Below are 15286 nucleotides of genomic sequence, written 5' to 3'. Positions count from 1 at the left end.
GGGTCCAACAGGAGTAACGGGTCCAACAGGAGTAACGGGTCCAACGGGAGTAACGGGTCCAACAGGAGAGACAGGTCCAACAGGAGGAACTGAAGGTTGTCTTTGTGATTGCTGTGTTTTACCTATGCAAAGCGTTTTACAACAACTTATTGGAGAAACTGTTATTCTTGGCACTATTGCAGACACACCCAACACGCCCCCGCTTTTCTTTCTATTTACTATCACTTCCGTGAATGATTTTTTAGTTACAGTTACAGATGGCACTACAACCTTTGTGGTCAATATATCTGATGTAACAGGGGTAGGTTTTTTACCACCAGGACCACCTATAACATTGCTTCCACCTACCGATGTAGGATGCGAGTGTGAATGTCGTGAACGACCAATTAGACAATTACTGGATGCGTTTATCGGATCTACAGTAAGTCTTTTAGCAAGTAATGGTTCTATTGCAGCAGATTTTAACGTGGAACAAACAGGACTTGGTATAGTACTAGGGACATTACCTATAAATCCAACTACAACCGTTAGGTTTGCAATTTCAACTTGTAAAATTACAGCTGTGAATATAACCCCTATTACGATGTAGTCTATTTCTTTCAGAAGTATCTGTTGCTACTCGATAAGAAAAGCACAGTTTATTTGTCCACTTTGAAAACGCATTGTTTTCAAAGTGGACAATCTACGTTTCTAGGATGCTCCATCTTAGAAGTATAAAAACGGAGCTGGTTCTGTAGATGCAGGGATTTATGATTGATGCAAAGGTGAGTGTCAATGGTTCGCCACAGTACAAAGTACGCAGCAGTAAAGGGAAAACATACTATGTTACTGCAAATGAAGCCTATTTATTCATATAACCGCACTATACATTCATGATTAATTAGCCATAACCCCTTATTCTTTCTATATCCTTCATTTGTAAATTTCTTACTACTATATTATTGGCGTACAATATATGGCTAAATGTATCTAAATGGTTTTCTAAACGCACTAAATTCCCAAATTGATATGGTAAGGCTATAAAAACTATAATGAAAAATAATAAATATCTCTAATGCACTATTAGGATTTTTCCATTTTATATTGCAAACCATCTTTCTGAAAGATAAGCTCAAATGCTAAATCAAAATGAAGGTTATATAATGCTTTCGTATTACATATTAAATGATAGAACTTAGTTCCGTGATGTACATATTGGTGTAATTTATTTTGAATTGGTGAAACAATGATTTTTAAAATTAGGTTAATATCTTCATTAAAGAAGTTATAGGAGGGAATAACTTGGGCTCATTATTTGATGTAATAGCAGATATAATTTTATTTTACCCTCGAAATGACATGAAATTAAAACATCATATCGCAAAATTAAGTGAATTAGAGTGGTTTCGAAATCTACATGAAGATCCGAAGTATACAAGTTTAATTTGGAGTAATAGAAAAATTAAAAAGTTTATTTTGTCTTCTATTAACATGGAAGCATTAATAAAATCCGAGAAAAAACAAAAAGAATTTGTTCATCTAGTACAGGATGAATATAAAAAAAGAAGGTAAGAATTTTTTTATTTTTCATATTTGGCGAAACAAATGGTACAATGAAAGCTAATGTGAAAAATAAGGAAAAGAAGTGGTCTATTTGAAAAACTTTTTAGAATTAGGAATTAGTGAAACTTTTAATCATACATTACGTGAAAATGGAATTACAGAAGCAACACCAATTCAAGAGAAGGCAATTCCTGTTATTATGTCAGGTAAAGACATTATTGGTCAGGCGAAAACAGGGACGGGTAAAACGTTAGCATTCGTGTTACCGATTTTAGAAAAAATCGATCCAGAGTCTAGTGATGTTCAGGCTTTAATTGTTGCACCAACAAGGGAACTAGCACTGCAAATTACAACTGAAATTAAAAAAATGCTTGTTCAAAGAGAAGATATTAATGTACTAGCGATATATGGCGGACAAGATGTAGCACAACAATTAAGAAAATTAAAAGGTAATACACATATTGTTGTTGCGACACCAGGACGATTATTAGATCATATACGACGTGAAACAATTGATTTAAGTAATCTTTCAACGATTGTACTAGATGAAGCGGATCAAATGCTTTATTTCGGTTTCTTATATGATATTGAAGATATTTTAGATGAGACACCTGCTAGTAAACAAACGATGTTATTCTCAGCAACGATGCCAAAAGATATTAAAAAATTGGCGAAGCGTTATATGGATGAGCCGCAAATGATTCAAGTACAAAGTGAAGAAGTAACGGTAGATACAATTGAGCAGCGTGTCATTGAGACGACAGATCGTGCAAAGCCAGATGCACTTCGTTTTGTTATGGATCGTGATCAGCCATTTTTAGCAGTTATTTTCTGTCGTACAAAGGTTAGAGCAAGTAAGCTTTATGATAATTTAAAAGGGCTAGGTTATAATTGTGCTGAACTTCATGGTGATATACCTCAAGCGAAACGTGAAAGAGTTATGAAGAGTTTCCGCGAAGCTAAAATTCAGTACTTAATCGCAACGGATGTAGCAGCTCGTGGACTTGATGTAGATGGTGTAACGCACGTATTTAACTTTGATATCCCTGAAGATGTAGAAAGTTATATTCACCGCATTGGCCGAACAGGACGTGCAGGTGGATCAGGTCTTGCAATTACATTCGTTGCAGCGAAAGATGAAAAACATTTAGAAGAAATTGAAAAAACGCTTGGTGCACCAATACAAAGACAAATAATCGAACAACCGATGATAAAAAATGTAGATGAAAATGGAAAACCGGTACAAAAGCCGGCTCCAAAGAAATCAGGTCAATATCGTCAAAGAGATAGCCGTGAAGGTTCAAGAAGTGGTTCAAAAGGTGGCCCAAGAAACGATTCAAGAAATAGTTCGAGAAATGATAACAATCGATCATTTAATAAGCCAAGTAATAAGAAAAGTAGTACAAAACAAGGTCAGCAAAGACGTGGCCGTTAAATAGTTTTTATACAAAAAGAGTCGCAAATCGTTGCGGCTCTTTTTTGTTTTTATACAACGAAGTCGATATAAGTACAAGAGTGGTTACGTAGAAATAACCTTTAAAATTTCATTCACCGTATTAAAAAATTTAAAATTCATAAAGGAAATAGAAAGTAAGATGGTGTATATGTACGATAATAGGAAACTTTTTACTAACTAAACATATAATTTAAGTAGACCGACAGTCGGTCTGGTGGGAAGGAGAACTTGAATGCGAATTGTAAAGGAGTATGAGGAGCGTAGAAAGGAAATTTTAGAAACTGCTGAACGTTTATTTATTACGAAAGGTTATACGAAAACAACAGTAAATGATATTTTAAAAGAGATAGGGATAGCAAAGGGGACGTTTTATCATTATTTTAAGTCGAAAGAAGAAGTAATGGATGAAATTATTATGAGGATTATTAAAGCGGATGTTACTAAAGCGAAAGCAATTGTCTCTAATCCTAATATCCCAGTTTTAGAAAAGTTATTTCGAGTTTTGATGGAGCAATCACCAAAATCAGGAGATGTTAAAGATAAAATGATTGAACAATTTCATCAGCCAAATAATGCGGAAATGCATCAAAAAAGTATAGTACAATCAATTATTCATTTATCTCCTGTTTTAGCAGAGATTTTAGAACAAGGAATCGCTGAAGGCATATTTTCTACTCCATACCCACAAGAAACAATTGAATTATTACTCTCTTCAGCACAAGTCATATTTGATGAGGGTTTATTCCAGTGGAAGCCGGAAGAAATGATGAGGAGAGTTAAAGCTTACATTAAAATGATGGAAGTATCTGTTGGTGCGAAAGAAGGATCCTTTGATTATATGGTCGAGGTTTTAATTAAACAGAAATAATGATTTCTGTTTAATTATTATAGACCGACAGTCGGTCGAAATTAAATGAAGGATGTGATGAGGATGCCAGTAAGTATAAAATCTTCTATGAAAGATTTTCACTTAATGGTAAGTGGGCAGATTATTACTATTTTAGGTTCAACACTTTTACGTTTTGCCCTGTCTTTATATGTATTAGATATAACAGGACGTGCTGATATATTCGCAGGACTATATGCAGTAACGAGTATTCCTTTTTTGCTATCCCCTCTCGGCGGAGCAATAGCAGATCGTTTCAATCGCCGTAATTTAATGGTTATTTTTGATTTTATAAACGCTGCGATTGTATTAAGCTTTATAGTTTTATTATTTACTGGATCTGTATCTATTATATTGATTGGAACTATTATGTTTTTACTTGCAGTCATTAGTGCAATGTACTCACCGGTTGTAATGGCGAGTATTCCGCAATTAGTTCCAGAGAAAAAGTTAGAACAAGCGAACGGTATCGTAAATGGTGTGCAAGCATTATCTAACATAGTAGCTCCTGTATTAGGAGGAATATTGTACGGTATAATTGGTTTGAAAATACTTGTAATAATAAGTTGCCTTGCTTTCTTTTTATCTGCGATTTTAGAAATGTTTATTACAATACCTTTTATAAAAAGAGCACAAGGAAACCATATTATACCGACAATTGTAAAGGATATGAAAGATGGCTTCGTATTCGTTTTAAAACAACCATTTATTTTGAAATCTATGCTTTTAGCTGCATTGCTAAATTTAATACTTACACCGCTATTTGTTGTTGGTGCTCCAATTATTATACGAGTAACATTGGAAAGTAGCGACACGTTATACGGAATTGGAATGGGATTGATCGATTTTGCTACTATTTTAGGTGCATTATTAATAGGTTTTTTTGCGAAAAAGCTACAGATGAAAACATTGCATTACTGGATGCTTTTAATAGCGTTATTAGTAATACCAATGGCACTTTCAGTTATGCCGGTTATTCTTAATTTAGGATACTATCCACCATTTATCCTCTTTATACTTTCTTCTATTCTAATTGCAATGATCATGACAATTGTATCCATCTATGTGATTACTGTAGTCCAAAAGAAAACACCAAATGAAAACTTAGGAAAAGTAATGGCAATTATAACAGCGGTATCTCAATGTATGGCACCAATTGGGCAAGTCATTTATGGTTTTATGTTTGAAGAATTCAGTATGAAAATTTATTTACCTATATTAGCTATTAGTTTCATAATGATAATAATAGCGATAGTGACGAAGAAAATATTATGGAATGAAGGGAACTAGCTCCATATGATTAGGAGAATGTTAAAAAGAGATTTCTCTCAAAATAAAATGATAATTACCATTCTATTTATGTTTATCATGTTATCCAGTCTTTTAATGGCAAGTGCTTCAAGTAACGTTATAAATCTATTGAACTCAATGGATCAATTATTTAAAGTATCAAACGCACCGCACTTCGTACAAATGCATGCCGGAGAAATAAACCAAAAGTCAATTGATTCATTTGTAGCGCAAACTCCTTTTGTAAAAAAACAACAAACAGCAGAGATGGTTCAAATAGGCGGATCTAACATTTTTATAAAGAAGAAAAATCAAGCGGAACATAATAGTGTAATGGACATTAGCTTCGTTAAGCAAAATACTATTTTTGACTTTTTATTAGATTTAAATAATGAAGTGATCGATGTTAGGAAAGGGGAAATAGGTGTACCAATTTATTATATGCAAAAATATAATTTGCGTATTGGAGATAAAATATGGGTTGTGAAAAATAATAATGAGCTAGAATATACTATTTCGGCATTTGTTCGTGATGTTCAAATGAACCCATCACTTGTTAGTTCAAAACGATTTGTAATAAGCGATGAAGACTTCGAAAGAATAAAGGGGAATTTTGGAGAAAATGAATATCTTATTGAATTCCAGCTAGCAGATTTAAATAATATAAATGAATTTGAAAATCTATATCAGTCATCGAACTTACCTCAAAAAGGTCCCTCTATTACGTATTCACTCTTTAAAACACTCAATTCATTAACAGATGGAATAATAGCTGCAGTACTTATCATAATAAGTGCATTATTAATGTTAATCGCAATTTTATGTATTAGATTTACGATTATGACTTCTATGGAAGAAGATTATCGGGAAATTGGTGTTATGAAAGCTATCGGCATTACAAGCAAAGAGATCCAAAAATTATATGTAACAAAATATGTTGTTATTGCTGCTATCGGATGTATATGTGGATATATCCTTTCGTTATTTGTTACAAAAATATTTACCTCTAACATCGCACTTTATATGGGGACAGCTAATAAAAGTATTTTACATTATGTTGTGCCATTGATAGTCACAACATTGTTATTTCTAGCCGTTATCCTTTTTTGCCGCATCATTTTGCGGAATTTCAGGAGAATTACAGCAATAGACGCTTTACGATCAAGAGATAAACTAGGAAAAAGAAAGAGTAGAAGATTTTTTTCTCTCTCTCAAACTAAAATTAAAAATGTAAATATCTTTATTGGTATACAAGATGTAGTGAAACGATTTAAGTTATATCGAGTATTAAGTATCGTTTTAATAATTGCAGTGTTCATGATTGTTGTACCAGTTAACTTTTTGTACACGATTCAGTCACCGCAATTTGTTAATTATATGGGAACAGGAAAGAGTGATATACGAATAGATTTACAGCAATCTGAAAATATAGAAAAGCGGTTTAATGACGTTATATCGTATATCGGAAACGATGAAGAGGTAGAAAAATATGCAGCATTTGTAACGAGTACATTTAAAGTGGTGAAAGCTGATGGTACACATGAAAACTTAAATGTAGAAGTGGGAGATTTCACTCAATTTCCAATAGAATATGTTAAAGGTATGGCACCAAAAAATGAAAATGAGATCGCTCTCTCTTATATGAACGCAAATGAATTAAAAAAGAATGTAGAGGATGAAATCGTTTTATTTGTAGAAGGAAAAGAGAAAGTACTAACTATTAGTGGTATATATCAAGATGTAACGAATGGCGGTAAAACAGCTAAAGCGAGTTTTTCTTACAATAAAGAAAATATATTATGGTACGTAGTAAATGTAGATATGAAACCCAAAGTGAATCTGCAAGAAAAAGTGAAGGAATATAAACAAAATTTTAATTCTGCAAAAATAACAGATACGGATAATTATTTATCTCAAACTTTAGGAGAGACAATTAAACAATTAAGACTCGTGACTCAAGTGGCAATTTTGGTGGCTATATTGATATCGGTTTTAATTACTGCAATGTTTTTTAAAATGTTATTGGCAAAAGATTCTTCACAAATATTAATTATGAAAAGTATCGGTTTTTCTTACAAAGATATTCGTATACAATATGTTACTCGTTCTATTGCTATAGTATTAGTAGGCATTTTAACAGGGACATTTATAGCTGCTACGTTTGGTGAAATGCTAGTAAGTTGGTTAGGTTCATTTATGGGAGCAGCTCATATAAAGTTTGTCGTGAATCCTATCGTTTCTTATGTAATATGCCCAGCTATATTATTTATATCTGTGACAGCAACAACACTTTTCAGTAGTTTTACTATGAAACAAACAAAAGATTTAAAACGAAATGGGGAGTAGGGGTTGTAACGTGAACAAAATTTTAGAAGTAAAGCAATTAAACAAAAAATATGCAATAGATGGAAATGCAAATTATCATGTACTAAAAAATATAGATTTAGAGATTTATGAGGGAGAATTTGTATCGGTCATGGGGCCTTCTGGTTCTGGGAAATCGACGTTACTATATAATATTAGTGGAATGGATCAAATGTCATCAGGAAGTGTGAAAGTTGATAATAAAGAAATATCATGTATGAAAGAAGAAGCGTTAGCCAAATTGCGCCTAACTGAAATAGGATTTATTTTTCAACAGAGCAACCTTCTAAGAAACTTGAATCTATTTGATAATATCATCTTGTCAGCATATTTAGCGAAATGTGAGAGTAAGAAAATAGTAAATCAACGTGCTCTGGAGCTAATGAGGAAAATGGGGATAAGTGATATAGCGTCTCATTATATAACCGAAGCATCTGGAGGCCAATTACAAAGAGTTTCTATTTGTAGAGCGCTAATCAATAATCCAAATGTTATTTTTGCTGATGAGCCAACTGGTGCTCTAAATTTAAAATCAACAGAAGAGGTAATGCAAATATTACTAAATGTTAATTGTGATGGAACTACTATTATGTTAGTGACTCATGATGTAAAGGTAGCAGCTAAATCAGAAAGAGTTCTTTTTATGGTGGACGGAGAAATTGTTAGCGAAATACAGATGGGTAAGTATAGAAACGATGATTTGAAAGTGCGAGAAGAGAAGTTGTTAAAATGGTTAGCTGTACTTGGATTTTAAAGATAAGAACTCCTATTAAATGTAGGAGTTTTTCTTTGTATGAAAGTTCTGAAAGATATATAATAATTTTCTGACTATTAAAATTTGGAGGAGTACATATGAAAAATGAAACGTTGCACAAGCAAGAAGACATTATTAAAATGCTCGATTCATTATTAAGACCGGCAGAACCATTTTGGAATGAATTTTATGCGAATAGAGAAAAAGATGTTCCGTTTTTTGCAAATGTTCCAGATGAAAATCTAGTTTCATATATAGAAACAGGATGGGTTTCCAAAGGGAAAGTGTTGGAACTTGGATGCGGTCCAGGAAGAAATGCTATTTATTTAGCGATTGAAGGATTTGGAGTAACAGCAGTGGATTTATCTATAGAGGGCATTAATTGGGCGAAAGAAAGGGCGTTAGCAAAAGGAATAGAAATTGATTTTATTTGTGATTCGATTTTTAATTTAGAGGGTCAAAATGATTTTGATTTTGTATACGATTCGGGCTGTTTACATCATATTCCACCACATAGAAGGATACATTATGTGGATTTAATTAAAAACTCATTGAAAGCGGGTGGTTATTTTGGGGTAACATGTTTTGCAGCAGGCGATTTAGATGAGCGAAATGGATCAGAAATAACAGATTGGGACGTATATAGAGGATGGAGTCTACAAGGTGGTCTTGCATATTCTGAAGAAAAATTAAAAGAAATATTTAAAGAATTTGAAGTGATTGAAATTAGAAAAATGAAACAGATTGAACAACCAAATACTATGTTTGGAGAATCATTTCTTTGGACAGCATTATTTAAGAAGAAATAAATAAGTAGATAATTGACAAACTCATCGTTTTTATAGACAATATATTTATAAGAATATACGTTCGGTTTTTGTTGGCTGATGTATGTTTCGCATAAATACATAACAAGGGGCTGTCTCTATATGAGTAACACAAATCAAAAAATCACTACGTTTTTAATGTTTGAAGGTAAAGCTGAGGAGGCGATGAATTTTTACACGTCGCTATTCGATCAATCAGAAATTGTAAATATCTCTCGTTACGATGAAAATGGACCTGGTAAAGAGGGTTCTGTCATTCATGCAACCTTTACGTTAAATGGCCAAGAATTCATGTGCATTGATAGTTATGTAAAGCATGGTTTTACATTTACACCATCTATGTCTCTTTATGTAACTTGTGAGACAGAAGAAGAAATTGAAACGGTTTTTCATAAACTATCGCAGGATGGATCTGTACTAATGCCTTTAGGTTCTTATCCATTTAGCAAAAAGTTTGGTTGGTTAAATGATAAGTATGGTGTGTCTTGGCAGTTAACGCTTGCGGAATAAAAATTTAATAAGAAAAAGCGTAGTCCATTTATAGCTACGCTTTTTCTTATTAAGAATTTTGCTTGCCAAATCTTTTCCCAAGTTTAGCTAACAATTCAGGCTGATCCCCTTGGCTCATTACAACTTCAACAAAGGTAAGTTGATTCTTATTAAAACTCATTTTTGTTAAGACTGCTGTTAACTCTATTTCATTGTCTGCTTTAAATGCTTGCTTTTTTTCTGATCCGAATAGGCTTACTAGTTTTGTGTAATCAAGAGAGACTTTCCCCATGTGAGAAAGAAACTTTGGAAAGAAATGTTTTGGTCAAGAAGGTTTTGCTTGATTACTACGGGTGGTTCGCCGATAGGTGTAGTAAGAAATATATTGAAAATCAAGGGAAAGATGAGGTGTAGAAAATGTTAAAATCATACAAATATCGTATCTATCCAAATAAAGAACAACAAATATTTTTCTTAAAAACATTTGGATGTGTTAGGTTTGTATACAACAAGATGCTTGCAGATAGAATCAAATTTTATCAAGAATCACAGGATAAACTTGATAAATCTGTTAAATATCCTACGCCTGCACAATATAAGGCTGAATTTCCATTCCTAAAGGAAGTGGATAGTCTTGCGTTGGCGAATGCTCAAATGAATTTGAATAAAGCATACGCTAACTTTTTCCGGGATAAATCTGCTGGATTCCCGAAGTTCAAAAGTAAGAAAGATAACCATCGTAGTTATACAACAAATAACCAAAAAGGCACGGTTTACATCGAGGGTGGTTATATCAAGCTGCCAAAAATAAAGACCTTGGTAAAGATTAAACAGCACAGACAATTCTTTGGATTAATTAAGTCTACTACAGTGTCTCAAACACCTACTGGGAAATACTTTGTATCGGTTTTAGTAGAAGAAAATGAGCAATTGTTTCCTAAAGTTGATACAAAAGTTGGTGTTGATGTTGGACTAAAAGACTTTGCAATATTGTCTAATGGCAAGAAATATGAGAACCCTAAATGGTTGAGAAAAGCCGAAAGAAGATTAGCTTTTCTGCAGCGCTCTTTGTCTCGTAAAAAGAAAGGTTCAAACAATAGAAACAAGGCCAGATTACAAGTTGCAAGACTTCATGAGAAGATTGCGAATCAACGCAATGATTTTCTTCACAAGATAAGCAATGAAATCACAAACGAAAACCAAGTAATTGTGATTGAGGACTTGAAAGTGAAGAAAATGCAAAAGAATCACAAATTAACAAAAGCAATCAGTGAAGTATCTTGGGCTAAATTCAGAGAGTACCTTGACTATAAAGCAATATGGAAAGGTCGTGATTTGATAATCGCACCTAAGAATTATGCGAGTAGCCAATTATGTTCTTGTTGTGGTTTTAAAAATAAGGAAGTCAAGAATCTAAACCTTAGAGAGTGGATTTGCCCTGAATGCAATAGTCATCATGATAGAGATATAAACGCAAGTATAAACTTACTAAAATTAGCCATGTAATTGGTATTTTCTTTAGGGGTAGGTACTACCCTTATGGCTTGGTAAATATAGGTAGCTAATAAAAGTATCTACTTCCCAAGAAGCTCCCACTTCAAACAGTCTGTAAGGACGTTAAGTGGTGAGTAGTTCACTTCATTACAATTGCCAACCCACTCTAACTTTTCATGTGCTACTACATCATCTAAAAAAGCCAAATTATAATCACCAGGAACACCAAATATATGTTCAATTCCTAATTCGTTTAGTCGATCTAATAAATATGTACTTACAGTATATTGCGTTTGCAATTGAATCATCTCCTAACTGTACAATGAATATTTCAATTAACTAAAGAAGTTCCAGTGCATTGATTAAAATATTGATTACTGGATTGTGGTATAATTTACATACAGGGGGAAAGTAGATGACACAACATAAAGAAGAACAGATGAATGAGGCATTAGCATTATTTTACTTTGCATATAAAACATTTACTGAAAAGCCAGATGAAATTATAAAAGAGTACGGTATACAACGAGTACATCACCGAATTTTATTTTTTATTGCACGTTTTCCAGGGATAAGTGTAAATGAGTTACTATCGCTATTAGAAATAAGTAAACAAGCTCTTCACGGACCACTTCGTCAACTTGTGGAAAAGGGACTTATTGAAAGTAATGAAGCTACACATGACCGCCGTGTGAAACAGTTATCTTTAACAGAAGAAGGTACAGATTTAGAGAAAAAACTGAGCGATGTTCAAAGGATGCAAATGGATGCTATTTTTTCAAAATTTGGTGAATCATGTGAAGAAAATTGGCATCAAGTTATGAATGAAATGGCGAATAGCCGTTCAGGCTTTGATGCATGGATATCAAAACGAGAAATACCGGTTGATCAAAAATAATGAGAAGTATGCCTTTCTTTATAGTTTGAAAAAGAATGAATTTTATCCATGGATTTGGTAACTAGGGATAAATCATAGAGTGAATGGATAAAAAGTTACATTACTAGATACTTTATACGTGTACGCGATGGAACAATAAAATTCACATTTCCGAGAGGGGAATTATAATGATAAAACTTGTACTTATTCGTCACGGACAAAGTTTATGGAATCTTGAAAATCGCTTTACTGGATGGACTGATGTAGATTTATCAGAGAATGGATTAAGTGAAGCAAGAGAAGCAGGAGCAATATTAAAGGAAAATGGTTATACTTTCGATGTTGCTTATGCATCTGTATTAAAACGAGCAATCCGGACTTTATGGATTGTGCTGCATGAAATGGATCTTACTTGGGTGCCTGTACATAAATCGTGGAAACTAAATGAAAGACATTATGGCGCACTACAAGGGTTGAATAAAGAAGAAACTGCAAAAAAATATGGAGAAGAACAAGTTCATATTTGGAGAAGGAGTGTTGATGTAAGACCACCTGCACTTACTGAAGATGACCCTAGATATGAAGCGAACGATCCAAGATATAAAACACTTCCAAAAGGTGAATTCCCATTAACTGAATGTTTAGAGGATACGGAGAAACGAGTGCTTAATTATTGGCATTCAGAAATTGCACCGTCATTAAAAAATGGTGAGAAAGTAATTATTTCATCTCATGGTAATACAATTCGATCGCTAGTGAAATACTTAGACAACCTTTCAAATGATGGTGTAGTTTCATTAAATATTCCAACGAGCATTCCGCTTGTTTATGAATTAGACGAAAATTTACGTCCAATTCGTCATTATTACTTAAGTATGGACGGAGAAGTACCAGAAGGGGAAATTCCGAAACATATTTCTTTTTAACATGAAAATTTGAAACGCATGCTTGTCTACATATACAATGTAGATTCAAGATAAAAGACGTGGTACCTTCTAATGTATATGCGATATTGCTAAATTTAGAAGCTTGTCCACGTCTTTTGTCATAAAGAGAGCTGCTTGTGCATGTAATGATATCGTGAGTAGTTTTTGAATGGAGGGTGATGTCATTGGTGATCTCTAACATTCGAATCGGCTTATTTATTTTAGCAATCGTTTTTCTAGTACTTATTTTCTTTTACTGGAGAAATGAAGAGTTGTACGAGGAGAAGAAGCAACGAATTAGAAAGACTTGGTATGGGTTGTTTATAGTATCAGTCACCGTGTATTTCATGATAAAAGGAATTGATTTAACCCTCTGGAAAAATCTTTTAATGTTCACTGCAATGGTTATTTTCGTTGATATTGCCTTTATTTTAACACCTAATATTTCAGAAATATGGGGAGCGAAATTTAGCGATATCGGCAAGACTGTTCAATCGATAAAACGGTCATTAATTGCTTCTAAAGCAAGAGGAGAAATATACACAACAATTATTCAAAATGTCAATCCAGCAATGTTCGGTACAATGGAATGGCATACGGAAGAAGAATATACAAAAAGTTTAAACGCATTTTTAGATTCATATGGGGAAAAGATTGGGGCGAAGATTGTTGTATTTGAAGCGGCAAAGGAATTAAATACAAACTTTCGCGGTATCCGCTCGCAATTTAGTATTATCGTTCCGTTTGAACACATTGAGCAATTGAATGAGCAGAAAGCGGTGCAAGTAGAAAATGTCGGAATTATACCAGCAAAAATAGTGAGTGATGTTTTTATTGTTATTGATGGGAAGAAAAATAATCTGCAAGATCGGGATTTTGAAAATGTATATAATTTAACAATACATCATAGTTATTTTAGTAAATAAGGACAGAGTTTTTTTCTGTCCTTTTCACTTATACATAAAGACAAAGTAAATTTAGACAAACTTGTATAAAATCGGACAATCATCCCTACACTAGCACGTAGAGGTGATTGTAGTGATAAAAGATTATGACAATGATTTTTTTAAAGAAGATAATGAAGATACAACGGATTTCTCTTTAATAAAAGGAGATACATTACAGCAAGTAGAAGAGTTAGAAGAAGAATTAAAAAGAAAATGATACTTGTACACGCTGTCTACATTTGCGATATAATATAAATAGAAGATTGTATCTTTTTGAAAAGGGGGAGAAGAGATGGCTGAAGTAAATGTACAAAAGTCTTCATTTTTTAAAGAAAAAAAAGAAGAACCAAATACAGATTTCTCTCTTGTGAAAGGTGCATTGACTCAAAATGTAGATCGATTAGAAAAATTTATAGAGGCGACTCCATATAAGTATACAAAAGAGAATGCGTAAAAGCATTCTCTTTTGTATTACACTCTTTATGATTTGCTTATCTGCTATTTCTTTTTTTGTTTAAAAATGATTTTATACATATAATACCCAAGGGCTGCAAAAAGGAATCCAATAGCAGCACCAACTACTTCTTTCATAAACAATAAGTATAACGAAGCAATAATTAGGGCAAATAAGATTAAAAGTAATACATACTTTGAAATGAATTCTAACCCTTTGTATACTAATAGTATTACACCTGAAAGAACAGTGAGGATAGGTAATATCCTATTTTCGAAAAAACCTTCCTTTTTTTTGCTAGAATGCTGTTGTTTATTCAATATAGATATACTCCCGTCTTAAAGGATTAATGTTTTACTAGTTTTGCTATTTCATTTTCGAAAAGATTTTTGGTTAAATAGGTTATATCAAAGGAATCATTTATTATATTTCGAGTTAATAGCCATTGGATGTTTGGTGATTCAATAACAAAGAATCCATTGTCAGAAATAACCTCATTCTTTTCTGTTATATCCAGACGCATAATAGTGTAAATAGACTGCGTTGATTTTAAATCCTTTATAAAATTTTCAGCATATAAGGAATTAAATCCATTCTCTATTAATATTGTTTTCCCTTCTTGAATAGACAGAGGGAATAACTTTTCGATATTTTGTACGATATGATTTGGAAGAGTCCCTACAATGTTACTTCCTTTTTCCTCTTGCTGAAATACTAGCTGTAATAAATTTTTAGATTCTAAAAATAATCTATCGTCTGAAATTTCTTCGATTTTATGTGCAATCCCATCTAAACTCTGATATGTAACGTTTGAAGTGTTATCAATATAAATGTTAGCAGTAATCGTTGTTTCGTTTATAAAATCTACTTTTTTATAATATCAAATATTATTATTAAATAGTAGATTAATATTGGTAATTTTATGATAATTAACAAAAATAAAAAAGAGAGAATGCCAGGTAGGAGTTAAAGGTATATCA

Annotated in this window: 15 protein-coding genes and 6 pseudogenes; 17 read left to right on the top strand and 4 right to left on the bottom strand. The window is 32.8% G+C overall.

The features are described from left to right. Positions 1 to 589 (top strand): annotated as a pseudogene (locus tag BAU23_RS12435) (exosporium leader peptide-containing protein); the annotation flags it as partial. A 154-nt stretch (positions 590 to 743) separates the two neighbouring features. Next, a pseudogene (locus BAU23_RS31025) lies at positions 744 to 857 on the top strand (N-acetylmuramoyl-L-alanine amidase); the annotation flags it as partial. 223 nt (positions 858 to 1080) lie between these two features. Here BAU23_RS31025 and BAU23_RS30595 read toward each other — a convergent pair. Continuing rightward, a pseudogene (locus BAU23_RS30595) lies at positions 1081 to 1263 on the bottom strand (hypothetical protein); the annotation flags it as partial. A gap of 18 nt (positions 1264 to 1281) precedes the next feature. Here BAU23_RS30595 and BAU23_RS12430 point away from each other — a divergent pair. The 8 genes from BAU23_RS12430 (at position 1282) to BAU23_RS12395 (ending at position 9629) form a co-directional block, all read left to right on the top strand. After that, the gene (locus tag BAU23_RS12430) at positions 1282 to 1551 is read left to right on the top strand and encodes a hypothetical protein (protein ID WP_000535036.1); all 270 of its coding nucleotides are present in this window, start codon (positions 1282 to 1284) and stop codon (positions 1549 to 1551) included. A 73-nt stretch (positions 1552 to 1624) separates the two neighbouring features. Then, positions 1625 to 2977 carry a DEAD/DEAH box helicase gene (locus BAU23_RS12425; protein ID WP_002075977.1) on the top strand — a complete coding sequence of 451 codons (1353 nt, stop codon included), beginning with the start codon at positions 1625 to 1627 and terminating at the stop codon, positions 2975 to 2977. 253 nt (positions 2978 to 3230) lie between these two features. After that, positions 3231 to 3866 carry a TetR/AcrR family transcriptional regulator gene (locus tag BAU23_RS12420; RefSeq protein ID WP_016129437.1) on the top strand — a complete coding sequence of 212 codons (636 nt, stop codon included), beginning with the start codon at positions 3231 to 3233 and terminating at the stop codon, positions 3864 to 3866. A gap of 45 nt (positions 3867 to 3911) precedes the next feature. Continuing rightward, the gene (locus tag BAU23_RS12415; RefSeq protein ID WP_083583346.1) at positions 3912 to 5174 is read left to right on the top strand and encodes an MFS transporter; all 1263 of its coding nucleotides are present in this window, start codon (positions 3912 to 3914) and stop codon (positions 5172 to 5174) included. A 6-nt stretch (positions 5175 to 5180) separates the two neighbouring features. Next, positions 5181 to 7520, top strand: a complete 2340-nt coding sequence (locus tag BAU23_RS12410) for an ABC transporter permease (RefSeq protein WP_071734567.1) — start codon at positions 5181 to 5183, stop codon at positions 7518 to 7520. A 10-nt stretch (positions 7521 to 7530) separates the two neighbouring features. Beyond that, a complete protein-coding gene (locus BAU23_RS12405; protein WP_071734566.1) occupies positions 7531 to 8292 on the top strand; it encodes an ABC transporter ATP-binding protein in 762 nt (253 codons plus the stop codon). A gap of 98 nt (positions 8293 to 8390) precedes the next feature. After that, positions 8391 to 9101, top strand: a complete 711-nt coding sequence (locus BAU23_RS12400) for a class I SAM-dependent methyltransferase (RefSeq protein WP_016129441.1) — start codon at positions 8391 to 8393, stop codon at positions 9099 to 9101. Between the two features lie 120 nt (positions 9102 to 9221). Further along, the gene (locus BAU23_RS12395) at positions 9222 to 9629 is read left to right on the top strand and encodes a VOC family protein (RefSeq protein WP_000072476.1); all 408 of its coding nucleotides are present in this window, start codon (positions 9222 to 9224) and stop codon (positions 9627 to 9629) included. 49 nt (positions 9630 to 9678) lie between these two features. Here the strand turns inward: BAU23_RS12395 and BAU23_RS12390 are convergent. Then, positions 9679 to 9882, bottom strand: a pseudogene (locus BAU23_RS12390) (indolepyruvate decarboxylase); the annotation flags it as partial. Here BAU23_RS12390 and BAU23_RS12385 point away from each other — a divergent pair. Then, positions 9877 to 10022: pseudogene (locus BAU23_RS12385) on the top strand (transposase); the annotation flags it as partial. The pseudogenes BAU23_RS12390 and BAU23_RS12385 overlap by 6 nt on opposite strands. A 3-nt stretch (positions 10023 to 10025) precedes the next feature. After that, positions 10026 to 11114: an IS200/IS605 family element RNA-guided endonuclease TnpB gene (gene tnpB, locus BAU23_RS12380; protein ID WP_071734565.1), complete on the top strand. Its 1089-nt coding sequence runs from the start codon at positions 10026 to 10028 to the stop codon at positions 11112 to 11114. Positions 11115 to 11239: 125 nt separating this feature from the next. Here the strand turns inward: tnpB and BAU23_RS12375 are convergent. Next, a pseudogene (locus BAU23_RS12375) lies at positions 11240 to 11410 on the bottom strand (thiamine pyrophosphate-binding protein); the annotation flags it as partial. 107 nt (positions 11411 to 11517) lie between these two features. On the opposite strand from BAU23_RS12375, the gene BAU23_RS12370 reads away from it, so the two are divergent. The 5 genes from BAU23_RS12370 to BAU23_RS30190 all read left to right on the top strand — a co-directional run bounded on the left by BAU23_RS12370 (position 11518) and on the right by BAU23_RS30190 (position 14306). Then, positions 11518 to 12000, top strand: coding sequence for a MarR family winged helix-turn-helix transcriptional regulator (locus BAU23_RS12370; protein WP_000191895.1), 483 nt, complete (start codon positions 11518 to 11520; stop codon positions 11998 to 12000). Between the two features lie 167 nt (positions 12001 to 12167). Beyond that, complete coding sequence (gpmA, locus tag BAU23_RS12365) at positions 12168 to 12905, top strand: 2,3-diphosphoglycerate-dependent phosphoglycerate mutase (protein ID WP_016129446.1); 738 nt, start codon at positions 12168 to 12170, stop codon at positions 12903 to 12905. A gap of 188 nt (positions 12906 to 13093) precedes the next feature. Next, positions 13094 to 13831 (top strand): type II toxin-antitoxin system SpoIISA family toxin, encoded by a 738-nt coding sequence (locus BAU23_RS12360; protein ID WP_002075963.1) that lies wholly within the window; start codon positions 13094 to 13096, stop codon positions 13829 to 13831. 112 nt (positions 13832 to 13943) lie between these two features. After that, positions 13944 to 14069, top strand: coding sequence for a hypothetical protein (locus BAU23_RS12355; protein ID WP_000588712.1), 126 nt, complete (start codon positions 13944 to 13946; stop codon positions 14067 to 14069). A 75-nt stretch (positions 14070 to 14144) separates the two neighbouring features. Next, on the top strand, positions 14145 to 14306 hold the full coding sequence (locus tag BAU23_RS30190; RefSeq protein WP_000852624.1) for a hypothetical protein: 162 nt from the start codon (positions 14145 to 14147) through the stop codon (positions 14304 to 14306). A 44-nt stretch (positions 14307 to 14350) separates the two neighbouring features. On the opposite strand, the gene BAU23_RS12345 is transcribed toward BAU23_RS30190, so the two are convergent. Next, complete coding sequence (locus BAU23_RS12345; protein ID WP_001041556.1) at positions 14351 to 14626, bottom strand: hypothetical protein; 276 nt, start codon at positions 14624 to 14626, stop codon at positions 14351 to 14353. Positions 14627 to 15286: the final 660 nt, after the last annotated feature.

Origin of the sequence: Bacillus nitratireducens, assembly GCF_001884135.1 — a bacterium.
Lineage (GTDB): Bacteria > Bacillota > Bacilli > Bacillales > Bacillaceae_G > Bacillus_A > Bacillus_A nitratireducens.
The sequence above is the reverse complement of the archived record's forward strand: the minus strand, read 5'-3'. Positions and strand labels throughout refer to the sequence as shown.

Excerpts from the sequence above, each read along its gene's own strand:
- BAU23_RS12395 (WP_000072476.1), top strand. The coding sequence starts at position 9,222 with ATGAGTAACACAAATCAAAAAATCACTACGTTTTTAATGTTTGAAGGT.
- BAU23_RS12410 (WP_071734567.1), top strand. The coding sequence starts at position 5,181 with ATGATTAGGAGAATGTTAAAAAGAGATTTCTCTCAAAATAAAATGATA.
- BAU23_RS12370 (WP_000191895.1), top strand. The coding sequence starts at position 11,518 with ATGACACAACATAAAGAAGAACAGATGAATGAGGCATTAGCATTATTT.
- BAU23_RS12400 (WP_016129441.1), top strand. The coding sequence starts at position 8,391 with ATGAAAAATGAAACGTTGCACAAGCAAGAAGACATTATTAAAATGCTC.
- BAU23_RS12415 (WP_083583346.1), top strand. The coding sequence starts at position 3,912 with ATGAAGGATGTGATGAGGATGCCAGTAAGTATAAAATCTTCTATGAAA.
- gpmA (WP_016129446.1), top strand. The coding sequence starts at position 12,168 with ATGATAAAACTTGTACTTATTCGTCACGGACAAAGTTTATGGAATCTT.
- BAU23_RS12420 (WP_016129437.1), top strand. The coding sequence starts at position 3,231 with ATGCGAATTGTAAAGGAGTATGAGGAGCGTAGAAAGGAAATTTTAGAA.
- tnpB (WP_071734565.1), top strand. The coding sequence starts at position 10,026 with ATGTTAAAATCATACAAATATCGTATCTATCCAAATAAAGAACAACAA.
- BAU23_RS30190 (WP_000852624.1), top strand. The coding sequence starts at position 14,145 with ATGGCTGAAGTAAATGTACAAAAGTCTTCATTTTTTAAAGAAAAAAAA.